Origin of the sequence: Sphingomonas glacialis (genome assembly GCF_006439055.1) — a bacterium.
Classification (GTDB): Bacteria; Pseudomonadota; Alphaproteobacteria; order Sphingomonadales; family Sphingomonadaceae; genus Sphingomonas; species Sphingomonas glacialis_A.
Genome location: NZ_RCZC01000006.1, coordinates 217,915 through 234,077 on the forward strand (window position 1 = coordinate 217,915; position 16,163 = coordinate 234,077).

Below are 16,163 nucleotides of genomic sequence, written 5' to 3' on the forward strand. Positions count from 1 at the left end.
GCTTTCCAAGTCTTTGGTACGCGAAAGGGCGGTCCGGCAACGGGCCGCCCTTTTCGGTTCTGGCGGGGTTGCGGGGCGCAAGATCACATTGCCTTGCTTACGCGCCCGCAGAAGCGCACGCAGCGATGCACGAAGAGGATGTCCGAACTTGACTGACGATCGCACGCCTGTCGCGGCGCAGACCGCCTTGCTCGATGGCCCGTCGGACGACGTGGTCGAGACGCCCGACTGCGCGACGAACGAACCTACGTCCTTCACCGCGGCGATCGAGCAGGTCGGGGCCGGATCGCTGCTCGGCTATCGGCTGCAGCAGCAGGCGATCCTGTCCGATTTCGGGCTGTTCGCGCTGCAATGCCGCGACAATGAGGCCCTGCTCGCCAAGGCGGCCGAGATGGCGGCCGACGGGATGCGGACCGGGCTGTGCAAGGTGCTCGAATACCGACCGGAACAGCACGACCTGCTCTTTCGCGCCGGCGTCGGCTGGCGTGCCGGGGTGATCGGGGTCGTCAGCCTCGCCGCCGACGACAAGTCGCCCGCAGGCTTCGCCTTCCAGAACGGCACCCCCGTCATCTCGAACCACCTCGAGGGCGAGGACCGCTTCCGCACGCCGCAGATCATGGTCGAGCACGGCGTCCGCCGCGCGATCAACGTGCTGATCTCGACCACGGCGGGTTCGTGGGGCGTGCTCGAAGTCGACAGCCCCAGCGCCGGCCAGTTCGAGGCCGCCGACATCGCCTTCCTGCAGGGCTTCGCCAATTTGCTCGGCGTCGCGATGGACCGGCAGGACTATGAACGCCGCCTCGCCGAGGCGCTCGACTATCAGAAGGTGCTCGTCCGCGAGGCGAGCCACCGCGTCAAGAACAGCCTGACCATGCTGTCGAGCATCCTCCACCTCCAGTCGCGCGGCAATCCGCTGCCCGAAGTGTCGAGCGCGCTCAACGAAGCCTCGGGCCACATCATCGCGATCGCGCGGACGCACGATCAATTGTGGCGCCAGGACACCGGACGGATCGAACTCCCCGCGCTCGCCGAGGATCTCTGCGCGAGCCTTTCCGGGCAGCTCCCCAACGTCAGGATCGAATGCGAGGCCGACGCGGTGTCGCTCCATGCCGATCAGGCGGTCGCGGTCGGGCTGCTGATCACCGAACTCGTCACCAATGCGGCCAAACACGCTTATGACGATGCCGGCGGTCGCGTGCTCGTCTCCGCGCGCGCCGAGGGCGACTCGGTCGTGATGACGGTGTGCGATTTCGGCAAGGGGCTCCCGCCGGGGTTCGACCTCAACAACCGATCCTCGGCAAGCCTCGGCGTCCAGCTGATCCGCACGCTCGCGCGCAGCCTCGACGGCGTCGTCGAGGTCCGACCCGGGGAGGGCGCCTGCATCGCCGTCACCTTCCCCGCCCGGCCCGCCGACGGCTGATCAAGCTCGGGTCAGCCGACCCGTTCGCGCTCGAGCGGCCGGTCGGGCGCCGGGGTCATCGTCCGCAACAACACGTCGAAGCGGCCATCGGCGACGCGGATCTCGTTGAACGACGGCGGCGTCGTGCGCGTGCGCTCCGACAGCGTTCCCGCGCCGATCATCCGCACGATATTGCCGTCGACGTCGTGCGCGATGTCGAACGGGTCGTGGACATGCCCGGTGAGCACCGCATTTGCGCCGGCCGCCACCAGCGCCTTGAGTGCCTTCGCGCCATTATGCGTCTGCGCCGAGGTCCGCGTCTCGGGCTCGACCAGCGGGTGATGGCAGGCGATGAAGATCACTTTGCCCTCGGGCACCTCGGCCAGCAACGCGAGCGTACGATCCAGCGCACCGCGGCTGACCTTGCCCTTCGACCAATTGAGCCGCCACTGCGCGCGCGCGGTCGTCACCAAGGGCACGATCGCGACACCGGGCAGATTGAGCGGTTGTTCGACCATCCGCTCGATCTTGGTCATCCGCCGATAGGGGCGGAAGAAGCGGTCGATCGGGTTGAAATAGGGCAAATCGTGATTGCCGACCTCGACCGTCACCGGCACCCCGAGCCCCTGCAGCCATTCGAGCCCGGCCGCAAACTCGCGGCGCCGCGCGCGCATCGTCAGATCGCCCGTCATGATCACCGCGTCGGGCTTCTCGGCGCTGACCAGCGCGCCGAACCACGCGACGGCGGCGGCATCCTCGCGCCCGAAATGGACGTCGCTGACATGGAACAGGCGCATCACGCTTCCTTTTTCGTCGTGATGAAGAGGTCGCGCGTCGTGCCGATCCGGATCTCGCTACCGGGGTCGAGCATCACGGGTTCGCCATCGACCAGCGCAAGCGCCGGCTTGTCGCCGCGCGTGCGAAACTGCGTGGCATGGCATTGCGTCACTTCGGACGCGGCGACCCAATCCCCCGTCACCCATTCCCAGCCGAGCCGCGTCAGCGCGCGGAAATCGCGCGCGTCGATCGCGGCGATGTCGAGCTGACCCGGCTCGGCGCGCACGAAGACCGCTTGCGCGCCGGGCTTGAGACCGGGGACGCCATCGAGCCGGATGCCGCGGCCGAAGGTGCGCCGCCACGCGTGGCGCAGCGCGCGGAACAGGCCGCGCACCCGCCCGGCCCGCACCAATTCGCGCGCGCGCACCCAGCTCGCGGCAGGCCCGAGGATGAGACCGACCAGCGCGCGATGCTCGGGCAGCTCGACCACCGGAAGCGCGATCCGACGCCCGCGCGTGATCGCCGCGGTGACGATCGTGGCGGGATCGATCGACCCGTGCAGCAGCTTGGCGAGCATGTTCATCGTGCCGCCGGGCAAGATCAGCACCGCGCCACGCCACTGCGCCAGCGCGTTGACCGCGGCGTTGATCGTCCCATCACCAGCGAAGAGCACGGCGGTATCGACCCCCGCCGCATCGAGCGATTCGGGTGTCGGCAAGGCATCGTCGGGGAAAGCGGTGCGCCCGACCAAGGTCAGCCCCCGCTCGGCGAACAACGCCGTAATCGCGTCAGCCTTGGCGGGCGTGGCGGTGCCCGATTTGATATTGGTGATAAACCAGAGTTTCTGCATGGCGCGCTCAACGCATGGTGCCGCCAGAAGTACCGCCTGCGCAACGCAAAAAAGCCCGGGGTGGACGGGTCAGCCGTTCGCCACGTCTTTTGCCGGTTGTGGATCGGCCAGGTTGCCGCGGATCTGCTGCAACGTCGCCACCACCCGCGCTTGGTCGGCATCCGAGATCCCCGCCAGCGCGCTGTCCAGCATTTCGTCGGCGAGCAGCCCGAGATCGTCGAGCAGCGGGCGCGCGCGATCGGTCAGATAGATCTGCCACGCGCGCCGATCGTTCGGATCGCGCCGCCGCTCGACCAGCTCGGCTTCGGCGAGCCGATCGATCATCCGGCACGCGGTGATCGGCTCGACCTCAAGCAGTTCGGCAAGCCCGCCCTGGTTGATCCCCTCGCCTCGCTGGAGGATCTTGAGCACGCGCCACTGCGTCCGCGTCACGCCGATCGTACGCGCCCGCTCGTCGAAGCGGCGCCGCATCAGCCGCGAGACGTCGCTGATCATGAAGGCGATCGAATCTTGCATTCATCCCTCTATCATAAGCATAGTTAAGATATCCAGCTTTCGATTGGCGCGCCGATCGGGCAGAGCGTTCGTCCCCCACCAAAAAGCGCTGTCGCCGCAGGCGTCGCTTGTGCCAGATGGTGCGATGACCGCACCCCGCCCTACCCCGATCGCCGAACTCACGCTGCGCGGCGTCCTGCTTGGCGGCGTCATCACGCTGCTGTTCACCGCCGCCAACGTCTATCTCGGGCTCAAGGTCGGGCTGACCTTCGCCACCTCGATCCCCGCCGCGGTGATCTCGATGGCGATCCTCAAGCTGTTCAAGGGATCGACGATCCTCGAGAACAACATCGTCCAGACCGTCGCGAGTGCCGCGGGTACGCTGGCGGCGATCATCTTCGTGCTGCCGGGGCTGGTGATGATCGGCTGGTGGCAGGACTTCCCCTATGTCCAGACCGCCGCGATCACGATGACCGGCGGCATCCTCGGCGTGATGTTCTCGGTCCCCCTACGCCGCGCGCTCGTCGTCGATACCGATCTGCCCTATCCCGAGGGCGTCGCCGCCGCCGAAGTGCTGCAGATCGGCGCCGGATCGCGCGAGGGCGAGGCGGAAGCGCGGCAGGGCCTGCTCGTGCTGATCTGGAACAGCATCGCTTCGGGCGCCTTCGCGATCTTCACCCAGACCAAGATCATCACCGACACCGCCGCGACGACCTTTCGCGTCGGTGCCGGCGCGACGGGGATTTCGGGCAGCCTGTCGTTCGCGCTGATCGGCGTCGGGCATCTCGTCGGCATTTCGGTCGGTGCGGCGATGGCGCTGGGGCTGGTGATCGGCTGGTTCGTGCTCGTCCCGATCCTGACCGCGGCGCACCCCGCCCCGGGCGATATCGCCGCCTGGGTCAACACCGTCTGGAAGGGCGATGTCCGCTTCTTCGGTGCGGGCGTGATCGGCATCTCGGCGATCTGGACCTTGGTCAAGATCGCCGGGCCGGTGATCGGCGGCGTCCGCTCGGCGCTCGCCGCCAGCGCAGCGCGCGGCAAGGGCGAGACGCTCGCGCTCGAGGAACGCGATCTGCCGATCGTGTGGGTCGCGCTCGTTGCGGTGCTGACGCTGCTGCCGATCGCGTGGCTGTTGTGGGACGTCATCGCGGGCGGTGCGCTGGTCGGTTCTGCGGTCTTGCTGATTGCGGGCGCCTTGGTGTTCGTGCTGGTCGCAGGCCTGATGATCGCGGCGGTGTGCGGCTATATGGCGGGGCTGATCGGCGCGTCGAACTCGCCCGTGTCAGGGATCGGCATCCTCGCCGTGATCGGATCGTCGCTGATGCTGGTCGGGCTATTCGGCCAGCATCCCGGCGCCGACACGACCCGCGCGCTGATCGCCTATGCGCTGATCGTGACCGGCATCGTGTTCGGCGTTGCGACGATCTCGAACGACAATCTGCAGGATCTGAAGACCGGCCAACTCGTCGGCGCTACGCCGTGGAAGCAGCAGTTCGCGCTGGTGATCGGCGTGGTGTTCGGCTCGCTGATCATCCCGCCGGTGCTCAACGTGCTCAACAGTGGGATGGGTTTCGTCGGCGTTCCCGGCGCCGGGCCGAACGCGCTCGCCGCACCGCAGGCCGGGCTGATCTCGGCGCTCGCCAAGGGCGTGCTGTCGGGCGACGCGAATTGGGCGATGCTGGGCTATGGCGTGCTCGCCGGGGTCGTGCTGATCACGCTCGACGAACTGCTCGGGCGCCTCAAGCTCCTGCGCCTGCCGCCACTGGGCGTCGCGCTCGGCATCTATCTGCCGATGGCGGTGATCCTGCCGACCGTGCTCGGCTCGGTGTTCGGCTGGATCTATGGCCGCTGGGCGCGGCGCAGCGCCAATCCGGAAGTCGCCGAGCGGATGGGCACGCTCACCGCGACCGGCATGATCGTCGGCGAAAGCCTGTGGGGCGTCGTCTTCGCGCTGGTGGTGTGGCTGAGCGGAAGCGATGCGCCGCTCAAGCTGATGTCGGGACATGAAACCGAAGCATTGATCGGAGGAACGCTGTTGTTCTTCGCGATCGCGGCGCTGCTGTATCGCCGCGCGATGGCGGCGACGCGCTGACAATCCCTCTCCCTCCGGGAGAGGGTGGCCGAGCGCAGCGAGGCCGGGTGAGGGCAGTCCACGCTGGTAAGGTGACCGCCCTCACCCTTCCCGCTGGGCTTCGCCGAGCGGGCCTCTTCCCTCTCCCGAAGGGAGAGGGAGTTTAGGCCATCGCCTCGAGCAGAGTCTTGATGTTGATGAACGCGAACGCGACCGAACTGTCCGCCACGCCATACGGCACGAACAGCGTGTCGCCATGCCGGATGGCGCCGCAGGTATAGACGACGTTGGGCACATAGCCCTCGCGGTCCTGGTTCGCCGCGGCGAGGATCGGCTCGCGCGTGCGGCCGATCACCTTGGCCGGGTTGGTCTTGTCGAGCAGCACCGCGCCGATCGCATATTTGCGCATCGCGCCGACGCCGTGCGTCAGCAGCAGCCAGCCCTCGTCGAGCTCGATCGGCGGCCCGCAATTGCCGATCTGCACCAGCTCCCACGGGAACAGCGGGCCGAGCAGCTTCTCGCCCTCGTCCCAATGCGTCAGCGTGTCGGACTTGATCAGGTACAGATTCTCGCCGTCCTGCCGGCCGATCATCATGTACTGGCCGTTCACCTTGCGCGGGAACAGCCCCATGCCCTTGTTGCGCGACGCCGAGCCCGACATCGGCACCAGATCGAACGCGCGGAAGTCGCGCGTGCGCATCAGCTCGGACTGGATCGTCGAGCCGTTATAGGCGGTATAGGTGCCGAGCCACTCGTAGCTGCCATCGTCATGCTGGAACTGGACGAGGCGGAGATCCTCGAGCCCCTTCGACTGCGCCGCGGTGATCGGGAAGATCACCGTACCCGACAGCGTCGAATCGCGGTGGCGATAGACCGTGATCGGCCCCTCGGGCAGCTCTTCCTCATCGAGACCGACCGCGTCGGTCGCGGTCGCGAACGGCGGCTCGGGCGCGAGCTTCAACTGGTTGCCGTCGGTGATGATACCCTCGCGGAACGCAACCGAGGAGATATGCCCCTCGCCCACCGCGCGCAGGCTCATCAGGATGCGCTGCGACCCAGCGGGCATGCCCGACTGGTCGAAATGCGGCACCGCGCTGGGGTTCATCAGCGCGGCCGCGGCATAGCTGTATTCGTGGCAGAAATAGGCGCCGATCAACTGGCGCTTCTCGTCGCCGATCTCGCTGCCGTCGAGCCCGAGCATCGACTCGATCTCGTCGTAGCGCGTCATGAAGACACGCCGCGTCTGCCAGTGTCGCGCCTCGAAATCCTTGAGCACGACCTCGAGCTCGGCGCGCGTCTCGGTCGCATCGAGCGCCATCACGGCATTGACGATCCGCTCGGTACGATTGCCGCCGTTGCCGCCCCAGGCCAGGTGAAATGGCCGCACGACGACCCGCGAAGGGTCGGCGTGGAGTCGCAATGGGTGTTCAAACAGCTCGATCACAATATCGCCTCGCGTAACGCCTTGGCGACGTCGCGAGCGAGGCTACGCGACGGCGCGATCCGGTCCTGCCACGCTTTGCGCCCGCTTTGCCAGCCCGGAAATGGTGCAACCGGCCAATTGCAGTGCCAAAATCGACTCGGCACCCTGATTTCGGTTGAGCCCGGTCGGCATCAGGCCGTCGAAGCAACCGCCGTCCTGCGCCGTTGCCAGCGGCAGATCGAGGTCGTTCTGGCCGAGATACCAGCGATAGGCGCGATTGGCCTCTTCCACCCAGCGCGTATCCTGCGATGCATCGAACGCGGCACTGCAGGCGTCGATCGTTGCCTGCGCTTCGAGCGGCTGCTGGTCGAACTGCAGCGGCTCGGCATAGACGCGCCCGAAGCTCTCACTGCCGACCGCGCGGAAGCGGCCGTCGGGCGAGGTCTGCTTGGCGACGATCCATTCGAGCGTCGTCAGGCCGCATTGGATCATGTCGTCGCGCTTGAGCGCGATCCCGGCGCGCAACAGCGCCTCGGGCAGCCGTGCATTATCATAAGCGAGCACGATCTCGAACCATTCCCATTGCGGGCGGCGCGCATCCTCGAGCAACGCGACGAGTTCATCGCCGAAGCGCGTCAGGATCGTGCGTGCAAGCGTATGGCCCGGCACCGCTTCCAGCATCGCCGCCGCACCCAGCATCGCAAAGCCGTGCGCTCGCGGCGAACCAAGTTCGAGCGCCAGCGACGCGGTTATGTCGAACATCGACGCCGCCCACATGCGGTGCTTGTCCATCTGCGCATCGCGCGCGGTCACGCCGAACGCCCACAGGGTACGACCGTTCGAATCTTCAGACCCGAAATCCTCGCACCAGGTGCGATCGAAGTTCATGAAGTTGCGGAAGCGCCGCGCCTCGGGATTCCACGCATATTGCAGGAACGACGCATAAATCGTCATCCACTTGTCGCGCTGCACCGGGTCGAGCGACGTCATCTGGCTGACCAGCATGAGCGCGCGGGCATTGTCGTCGATGCAATAGCCGTGACGGCGATCGGGGATCGAGAAGATCGAGTGCTGCAGCATGCCAGTCGAATCGCTCATCCGCTCGACCGCAGCGAAGTCAGGCGCCAGCGGCGTCAACGCGGCCGTGCTGCTCGGCATGCGCAAGGGCTTCGCGGCGACCATCTGCGCAATTTCGCGCATCGCGACTTCGGCGAGACGCGGCCAGATCATCGTGCGACCGCGCGCATAGGCACGCTCCGAAAGCTTGATCCGATTGCGTTCGCTGCCAAGCAGCGCGTTGATCTCGCGAGCAAACGCCGCAGAGTCCCCGAAATCGACCAGCACGCCATGTCCATCCGCAAGGATTTCCGTCGCGTGGACATAGGGCGTCGAGACCACCGCCTTGCCGACGCCGACAGCGTAGGACAAGGTTCCCGACGTGATCTGCGCCGGGTTGAGATACGGCGTGGCGTAGATGTCCGCCGCCTGCAGATAATCGATGAGCTCGTCATGCTCGAGAAACGCATCGATGAATTCGATATTGCGTCCGACGCCGTGATCGAGTGCCAACGCCTTCAACTTGTCGCGATACTTCTCGCCCTCATGCGCAACGAGGTTGGGATGCGTCGCGCCGAGGACGGCGTAGAGTACGTTCGGATTCTGCTCGACGATTGCGGGCAGCGCGTTGATCATCACCTCGATGCCCTTGCCGGGCGCGAGCAGACCGAAGGTGAGGACGACATCGCGATCTTCCCAACCGAAACGCGCCTTGAGTGTATCGGGAGCGACGAACTCGCGATCCGGAACACCATGCGGAATCATCACGATCGACCGGCCAGCCGCGCCATAGACGCGTTCGAGAATTTCACGGCCGCGTTCGGCCATCACCACGACCCGCGAGGCACGGCGCAACAGGCCCTCCATCACGCGGCGCTGATCGGCATTGGGCTTTTCGAGGATCGTATGGAGCGTCACGATGACCGGCATCGACACGCGCTCGAGCAACGCAAGGATGTGCTCGCCCGCAGGCCCGCCATAAATGCCGTATTCATGCTGCAGCCAAAGCGCCTGCGCGCCGCTCGCCTCGATCTCGCGTGCGGCCTCCAGATATTGCATCCGGTCCTGCTCGGGAATGCTGCGCGTCACCTCGGGCGGATATTCATACCGGCCCGGGTGATCGTCCATCGCATAGACGTCGATCTTGAGGTCGGGAAACCGGCCTTTCAGCGCGGTGAAGGTGTCCGTGGTGTAGGTCGCAAGGCCACATTTGCGTGGCAGAAAGTTACCGACCAAGGCCACGTGGTCGATCGAGTTCACGACATCCGCCAACTGCACCATGATCGCAAATCCTGTTTTTTTACGGGGTTTATACCCTCGAGTACCCTCTCCCGAACGGCCAAGTTTCAATATGGTTGCAGGAATGTTGCATTGCAACAGAATGAATCGGCTGATCCATATCAACCTTGCGACAAGATGAACAAAGGCTGCGTTCAACCACGACCGCGATACCCCGGGACGTCTTGCGACGGCAACCACAGCCCCTCGGGCGGCGCGCCCGATTGCCAGAAGACATCGATCGGAATGCCGCCGCGGGGATACCAATAGCCGCCGATTCGCAGCCATGCCGGTTGCATCTCGGTGAACAGCCGCTCGCCGATGCCGACCGTGCAATCCTCATGAAACGCCTGATGGTTGCGGAACGAGCCGAGGAACAGCTTCAACGACTTCGACTCGACGATCGTCGCCGCCGGCGCATAGTCGATCACCAGATGCGCGAAATCGGGTTGCGCCGTCACCGGACAGAGCGAGGTGAATTCGGGAACGGCGAAGCGCACCAGATACAAACGCCCCGGGCGCGGATTGGGGACATAGTCGAGGACCGCCTCTTCGGGAGAGGCGGGAAGCGTGCTGGTTTGGCCGAGATGCGTAGGGGTCATGCCTGCAATATAGGACGGCGATGCAGCGACGTCATCCCGCGGTCTCGACGTCGCGCGAACAGGTGGTTAGGCTGCCAAAAAAACGCAGAGGAGACGATCGATGGATTCGCTGGTGACGACCGAGTGGCTCGCAAACGAGCTTGGCGCGAACGACCTGAGGATCGTCGATGCAACCTATTTCGGCGGCTTCGGCGATCGCGACGCCGCAGCCGAATATGAGGCCGCGCACATTCCCGGCGCGGTGTTCATGGATCTGGCCGAGATCGCCGACACCAGCAGCCCCCTGCCCGCGATGCTCCCAGCGCCCGAGAAGTTCGCGAGCCGGATGCAGTCGCTCGGGCTCGGCGATGGCAGCCGCATCGTGCTCTACGACAATTCCCCGCTACACACCGCGGCCCGCGCCTGGTTCATGCTGCGCACCTTCGGCGCGCACGACGTCGCGATCCTCGATGGCGGGATCGCCAAATGGCAGGCCGAGGGCCGCGAGACGGCGAGCGGCAAGGAGCAGCTCCGCCATCGCCACTTCACCGTCTGGGCCGACGACACCGGCGTGCGCACGCTCGAGCAGATGAAGAGCAATGTCGACAGCGGCGCCGAGCAGGTGCTCGACGCGCGTTCGGCCGCGCGCTTCACCGGCGAGGAACCCGATCCGCGCCCCGCGACGCATCCCGGCCATATCCCGGGGTCGAAGAACCTGCCGGTCGGCGAGCTTTTCAATCCCGACGGCACGTGGAAGACCGGCGAGGCATTGAAGGCGGAATTCGAGGGAGCGGGCATCGACCTCGCCAAGCCGCTCGTCACCACCTGCGGCTCGGGCATCACTGCCTCGGCGCTGGCATTCGGTGCGCACCTGCTCGGCAACCAGGCGGCGGTCTATGACGGCAGCTGGTCCGAATGGGGCGCCGATCGCACCACGACCAAGGCGATGGGCGCGGCGTAGCCCCTTCAAAAGCCCCTCCCCTTCAGGGGAGGGGTTGGGGTGGGGCCGTAACGAGCGTAACACCCGGCACTTCCCCACCCCCAACCCCTCCCCGGAAGGGGAGGGGCTTAGAGATTCGCGCCATGAAGAAGACCGATGCCCCCAAGGGCGATTCCACCCGTGTCGTTACCGCGGGTCGCCGCAAGGAATGGACGCAGGGAATCGTCAACACGCCGGTCTGGCGCGCCTCGACGATCCTCTATGATTCGGTCGCGGATCTGCGCGAGGCCGGCGGGCGCGATACGCATCACCGGCTGTTCTACGGCCGCAAGGGCACGCCCACGCAGTGGAGCCTCGCCGATGCGCTGACCGAGCTCGAACCCGGCGCCGAAGGCACCTTCCTCTATCCCTCGGGCGTCGCCGCGATCGCCGCTGCGCTTTTGTCGGTGCTCTCCCCCGGCGACGAACTGCTTGTCCCCGACAGCGCCTATGACCCGACTCGCGCGATGGGCATGGGGCTGCTCAAGCGCATGGGCATCACGACGCGCTTCTACGATCCGATGATCGGCGCCGGCATCGCCGACCTGATCACCGACGCCACGCGCGCGATCCTGCTTGAGAGCCCCGGCAGCCTGACCTTCGAGGTGCAGGATATCCCCGCGATCGTCACCGTCGCCAAGGCGCGCGGCATCACCACGCTGCTCGACAACACCTGGGCGACGCCGCTCTTCTTCCCCGCGATCGCGCACGGAATCGACCTGACGATCCTCGCCTGCACCAAATATATCGTCGGCCATAGCGACGTGATGATGGGCTCGGTCACCGCCGCGCCCGGCCATTTCGCACGGCTGCGCGACACCAGCTTCCAGCTCGGCCAGATCGCCAGCCCCGACGACAGCTGGCTCGCCAGCCGCGGCCTCCGCACGATGGCGATCCGTCTCAAGCAGCACCAGGCGAGCGCGCTCGAGATCGCGCACTGGCTCGACCAGCAGCCCGAAGTCGCGACCGTGCTCCACCCGGCTTTGCCGAGCTGCCCGGGCCACGCGCACTTCCTCCGCGACTTCAAGGGCTCGTCGGGGCTGTTCTCGTTCGTCCTCAACGGCGGCGGCGAGGCCGATCGCGCGCGACTGATCGACGGGCTCGAGCATTTCGGGATCGGCTATAGCTGGGGCGGGTTCGAGAGCCTCGCTCTGCCGGTCGACCCGCAACGCCATCGCAGCGTTACGCGCCGCGCCGATGCCGGGCCGCTCGTGCGGCTGCAGATCGGGCTCGAGGACCCGGCCGATCTGATCGCCGACCTAGCTGCCGGACTGGCACGATTCGCCGACCAGCAATGATTTGAAACACTACTGTTGCGCAACAGCCACAATACGCCGTTATCCCGCGCGCGCGCGTGAATTATGTTGTGCGATGCAGCGCGGCTCGGCAATGAAAGAACTTGCCGCTTAGCTGCGCGGGAGGTCTTGCGCCTCCGACAGACGCCGCAACGGTAAAGCAGGCGGGGACAGTCGCATTTTCGAAAGGGAAACGATGCGCTTCTCCACATCTACTCTTGGCGCGCTCTTGCTCGCCGCCTCCGCCACGCCCGCCTTCGCGCAGGATGTCCCGACCACCACTACGCCCGACGCCAAGGATGCCCCCGCTGCGGCGCCTGCCGCGCCCGACAAGCCGTTCAAGATCACCGGCGGCGCGACGCTGATCAGCGACTATCGCTTCCGCGGCCTGACCCAGACCAATGGCGAGGGCGCCGTCCAGGGCACGATCAACATCAACAGTTCGATGGGCTTTTATGTCGGCACCTGGGCCTCTACGATCGACGGCAGCGGCAAGACCCCGCTCCTCACCGGCTATGGCGATGCCGAGGTCGATCTGTACGCCGGCTATACCAAGACCTTCAGCGGTCTGACAGTCGATGGCGGCCTTCTCTATTATTACTATCCGAGCGGCGTGTCGGGCCTCAACACCGATTTCTTCGAGCCGTACGCTTCGGTCAGCTACACGCTCGGCCCGGTCTCGACCAAGGTCGGCGGCAACTATGCGTGGGGCGGCCAGAAGGGCCTCGATTTCACCGCGAACAACAAAGACGACAATATCTACGTCTATGGCGAAGCCTCGGTCGCGGTGCCCAAGACGCCGATCACGCTCAAGGGCCATGTCGGCTATACCGACGGCTCGCTCGGCCTTGCCAACTTGAACGGCAACGACCGCAACTATCTCGACTGGTCGGCGACCGCCGAAGCCGTTGGCGGTCCGTTCAAGGTCGGCGTGACCTGGGTCGACACCGACATCAGCAACAGCAAGGTCGGCGGTCTCTATCGCCACGGTTATGCCTCGCGCTTCGGCCGCGGGTCGAGCGTGCTGGCCTATGTCGGCGTGAACTTCTGATACGAAAAAGGGAGCGCCCTTGCGGACGCTCCCTCTGATCGGTCCCGAAACCCTCTCCCGCACCCGCGGGGGAGGGTTTTGCTTTTACACCTGCCCTTATCACGTCACCCCGGCCCTGTGCCGGGGCCCACCGTGCCGCGTACGCTTCGGGCGCAGAACGCGGATCCCGGTAGACCCCGGGACAAGCCCGGGGTGACGGGTGGAGGCGGAGCGCTTACATCCTAACCAGCGAAGCGCCCTGCCCCGCCGCATTCACTTCGGCGCGGTCGCCTTGGCTGCCTGGCCATCACCTTCTGGCGCTGCGACCACGTCGCGCGTCGTCGTGCCCTTGTCGACCACGGTCGTGCCGGGATCGCCAACCGACGAGCGGATGCCGGGATCGTCCGAATCGACGCCCGCCTGCGAAAGCGTCGCGCTCTCGGATGCACTGCGCGCTGCGGTGCCGCCGAACAGCGCGTCGAGCGCCTGTGCGTTCGCGCTCACGTCATTGGCGCGCGCCGCACCCGGCTTGGGCGGGGTCAGCGAGAAATCGGGCGGAATGACGAGCGGCGCCTGGCGCGCGACCGAGAATTCGTCGGGCCCCGCGCGGCCGCCCTTGCCATGCGCGCAAGCGCCCAGCGCGAGCAGCGCCACGCCGGCCGTCAGAATCGAAAACTTACGCATGGATATTCTCCGTTGGGCTTTGTTCCGCCCCAGAATCTTGGTTCGGTGTATCTCGTATCAGAAGCGCGCGCGCGAGCAAGATGAGCACGCCGATGCTAATCGCGGCGTCGGCAATGTTGAACACCAAAAACGGCTGCCACTCGCCGAAATGCAGATCGGCGAAATCGACGACATAGCCGAGCCGGATCCGGTCGAGGATGTTGCCGAACGCCCCGCCGAGCACGAGCCCGAGCGCCATCTGGTCGGCGCGCTTGGTCTCGCGCAGCATCCACACGAGCACGCCGACCGCGATCGCGCCGGTCATCAGCACCAGCAGCCAGCGCGTCGTGTCGGTATCGGCGTGGAGCAGCCCCAGCGACACGCCCTTGTTGGCAACGAAGCGCAGGTTGAAGAACGACGTGACGTAATGCGCGTTGGTCATCGCATCGAGCTTGAGCCCTTCGGTCACGCCGAGCTTGGCCGCCTGGTCGGCGACGAACAGCACGGCGGCGGTGGCGAAGCCTGCGAGCGGGAGCCTCATGCCACCACCCCCTCGCAGCGATCGCACAGATCGCCGTCTTCCTCGACCTCGGGCAGCAGCCGCCAGCAGCGCCCGCATTTGTGGAAATCGGTCCGCGCCACCGCGAGCGTGTCGCCGAGCGTGACCTGCGCGACGATGAACAGCTCGGCGAGCTCGGCGACCGGCAGCGGCGCCTCGGGCACGACCACCTCGGCCTCGAGGCTCGAGCGCACGATCTTCTCGCGGCGCAGCGGCTCGATCGCTTCGGTCACTTGCTGGCGCAGCGCGCGGACGGCTTCCCACTTGCCCGCATCGACGCTGTCGACCGCGGGCACCTCTGGCCATTCGAGCAGATGCACAGAGCCATCCTCGCTCGGGAAGCGCGCCTGCCACGTCTCCTCGGCGGTGAAGCAGAGCACCGGCGCGGCATAGCGGACGAGCGCGTGGAACAGCGTGTCGAACACGGTGCGCACGGCGCGGCGCTTGGGATCGGTCGGCGCGTCGCAATACAGCGAATCCTTGCGGATATCGAAGTAGAAGGCCGACAGGTCCTCCTGCGCGAACTCGGTCAGCAGCCGGACATAGCTGTTGAAATCGTATACCAGCACCGCCGCGCGCAGCTTGGTGTCGAGCTCGGCGAGCAAGTGGAGCACATAGCGTTCGAGCTCGGGCATTTCCGCGACCGGGAGCCGCTCGGCTTCCTCGAACCCGTCGAGCGCGCCGAGCAGGTAGCGGAAGGTGTTGCGCAGCTTGCGATACTGGTCGGAGACGCCGCCCAGGATCTCCTTGCCGATGCGGTGGTCCTCGGTGAAATCGACCGACAGCGCCCACAGCCGCAGGATGTCCGCGCCAGATTCCTTCATCAGGTCGAGCGGGTTGATCGTGTTGCCGAGCGACTTGGACATCTTCATGCCCTTGGAGTCCATCGTGAAGCCATGCGTCAGCACCGCATTGTACGGCGCGCGCCCACGCGTGCCGCACGCCTCCATCAGCGACGACTGGAACCAGCCGCGATGCTGGTCCGACCCTTCGAGATAGAGGTCGGCCGGCCATTGCAGATCGGGCCAGCGCCCGCTTTCGAGCACGAAGGCGTGCGTGCAGCCGCTGTCGAACCACACGTCGAGAATGTCGGTGACGCGCTCGTAATCGGCGAGGTCGTAGTCGGGGCCGAGCAGCGCCTGCGCCGCTTCCTCGCTCCACGCATCGACGCCCTCGGCGTTGATCGCGGCGATGATGCGCGCGTTGACCGCGGGGTCGACGAGATACTGGCCGGTGAGGCGATCGACGAACAGCGTGATCGGCACGCCCCATGCGCGCTGGCGGCTGATCACCCAATCGGGCCGCCCGGCGACCATCGCGGTGATGCGGTTCTGGCCCTTGGGGGGATACCAGGTGGTCGCTTCGATCGCGGCAAGCGCGGTCTCCCGCAACGTCGCCCCTTCTTGCTTCCCTCCCGCTTGCGGGAGGGGGACTCTGGCAGCGCCTGATCCATCGGAATAAACCACTGCGGCGTCGCGCGAAAAATGACCTTCGCCTTCGACCGCCACGAATGCGGATAGGAATGCGCGAAATCATCGCTCGCCGCGAGCAACGCACCCACTGCGCGCAGGTCCGAACAGATCGGCCCCTCGGCGGAGACGAACTTCTTGTTGATCACCGAGCCCTGCCCGCCGAGCCACGCCCAATCGTCGCGATACATCCCCGCGCCATCGACCGCGAAGACCGGCTCGATCCCGTATTGCTTGC

At 66.2% G+C, this 16,163-nt stretch carries 13 protein-coding genes and 1 pseudogene; 5 read left to right on the plus strand and 9 right to left on the minus strand.

Features of this window, described 5'->3' with window-relative positions; all coding sequences use genetic code 11:
• Positions 1–148 precede the first annotated feature (148 nt).
• A complete protein-coding gene (locus EAH76_RS18415) occupies positions 149–1,420 on the plus strand; it encodes a sensor histidine kinase (protein ID WP_140851724.1) in 1,272 nt (423 codons plus the stop codon).
• 11 nt (positions 1,421–1,431) lie between these two features.
• Here EAH76_RS18415 and EAH76_RS18420 read toward each other — a convergent pair whose 3' ends face one another.
• The 3 genes from EAH76_RS18420 to EAH76_RS18430 form a co-directional block, all read right to left on the minus strand.
• On the minus strand, positions 1,432–2,199 hold the full coding sequence (locus EAH76_RS18420; protein ID WP_140851725.1) for a metallophosphoesterase family protein: 768 nt from the start codon (positions 2,197–2,199) through the stop codon (positions 1,432–1,434).
• Complete coding sequence (locus tag EAH76_RS18425) at positions 2,196–3,026, minus strand: diacylglycerol/lipid kinase family protein (RefSeq protein ID WP_140851726.1); 831 nt, start codon at positions 3,024–3,026, stop codon at positions 2,196–2,198. Before EAH76_RS18425 ends, EAH76_RS18420 begins: the two co-directional genes overlap by 4 nt.
• A gap of 69 nt (positions 3,027–3,095) precedes the next feature.
• On the minus strand, positions 3,096–3,542 hold the full coding sequence (locus EAH76_RS18430) for a MarR family winged helix-turn-helix transcriptional regulator (RefSeq protein ID WP_140851727.1): 447 nt from the start codon (positions 3,540–3,542) through the stop codon (positions 3,096–3,098).
• Between the two features lie 124 nt (positions 3,543–3,666).
• On the opposite strand from EAH76_RS18430, the gene EAH76_RS18435 reads away from it, so the two are divergent.
• Complete coding sequence (locus EAH76_RS18435; protein WP_140851728.1) at positions 3,667–5,613, plus strand: OPT family oligopeptide transporter; 1,947 nt, start codon at positions 3,667–3,669, stop codon at positions 5,611–5,613.
• Between the two features lie 142 nt (positions 5,614–5,755).
• Here the strand turns inward: EAH76_RS18435 and EAH76_RS18440 are convergent, their stop codons facing one another.
• The 3 genes from EAH76_RS18440 to queF all read right to left on the minus strand — a co-directional run bounded on the left by EAH76_RS18440 (position 5,756) and on the right by queF (position 9,951).
• Entirely contained in the window at positions 5,756–7,036 is a 1,281-nt protein-coding gene (locus EAH76_RS18440) for a glycoside hydrolase family 130 protein (protein WP_140851729.1), read from the minus strand.
• Positions 7,037–7,078: 42 nt separating this feature from the next.
• The gene (locus EAH76_RS18445) at positions 7,079–9,352 is read right to left on the minus strand and encodes a glycosyltransferase family 4 protein (protein WP_140851730.1); all 2,274 of its coding nucleotides are present in this window, start codon (positions 9,350–9,352) and stop codon (positions 7,079–7,081) included.
• A gap of 152 nt (positions 9,353–9,504) precedes the next feature.
• A complete protein-coding gene (gene queF / locus EAH76_RS18450; RefSeq protein WP_140851731.1) occupies positions 9,505–9,951 on the minus strand; it encodes a preQ(1) synthase in 447 nt (148 codons plus the stop codon).
• Positions 9,952–10,051: 100 nt separating this feature from the next.
• On the opposite strand from queF, the gene sseA reads away from it, so the two are divergent.
• The 3 genes from sseA to EAH76_RS18470 all read left to right on the plus strand — a co-directional run bounded on the left by sseA (position 10,052) and on the right by EAH76_RS18470 (position 13,255).
• Positions 10,052–10,891: a 3-mercaptopyruvate sulfurtransferase gene (gene sseA, locus EAH76_RS18455; RefSeq protein WP_140851732.1), complete on the plus strand. Its 840-nt coding sequence runs from the start codon at positions 10,052–10,054 to the stop codon at positions 10,889–10,891.
• Between the two features lie 122 nt (positions 10,892–11,013).
• Positions 11,014–12,207: a cystathionine beta-lyase gene (gene metC, locus EAH76_RS18465; protein WP_140851733.1), complete on the plus strand. Its 1,194-nt coding sequence runs from the start codon at positions 11,014–11,016 to the stop codon at positions 12,205–12,207.
• A 193-nt stretch (positions 12,208–12,400) separates the two neighbouring features.
• Complete coding sequence (locus EAH76_RS18470; protein WP_140851734.1) at positions 12,401–13,255, plus strand: TorF family putative porin; 855 nt, start codon at positions 12,401–12,403, stop codon at positions 13,253–13,255.
• Between the two features lie 252 nt (positions 13,256–13,507).
• Here the strand turns inward: EAH76_RS18470 and EAH76_RS18480 are convergent, their stop codons facing one another.
• The 3 genes and pseudogenes from EAH76_RS18480 to EAH76_RS18490 all read right to left on the minus strand — a co-directional run.
• Entirely contained in the window at positions 13,508–13,918 is a 411-nt protein-coding gene (locus EAH76_RS18480; protein WP_140851735.1) for a DUF3035 domain-containing protein, read from the minus strand.
• On the minus strand, positions 13,911–14,438 hold the full coding sequence (gene lspA, locus EAH76_RS18485) for a signal peptidase II (RefSeq protein WP_140851736.1): 528 nt from the start codon (positions 14,436–14,438) through the stop codon (positions 13,911–13,913). The genes EAH76_RS18480 and lspA overlap by 8 nt, the downstream gene beginning before the upstream one ends.
• Positions 14,435–16,163: pseudogene (locus tag EAH76_RS18490) on the minus strand (class I tRNA ligase family protein); the annotation flags it as partial. The pseudogene EAH76_RS18490 and the gene lspA, both read right to left, overlap by 4 nt.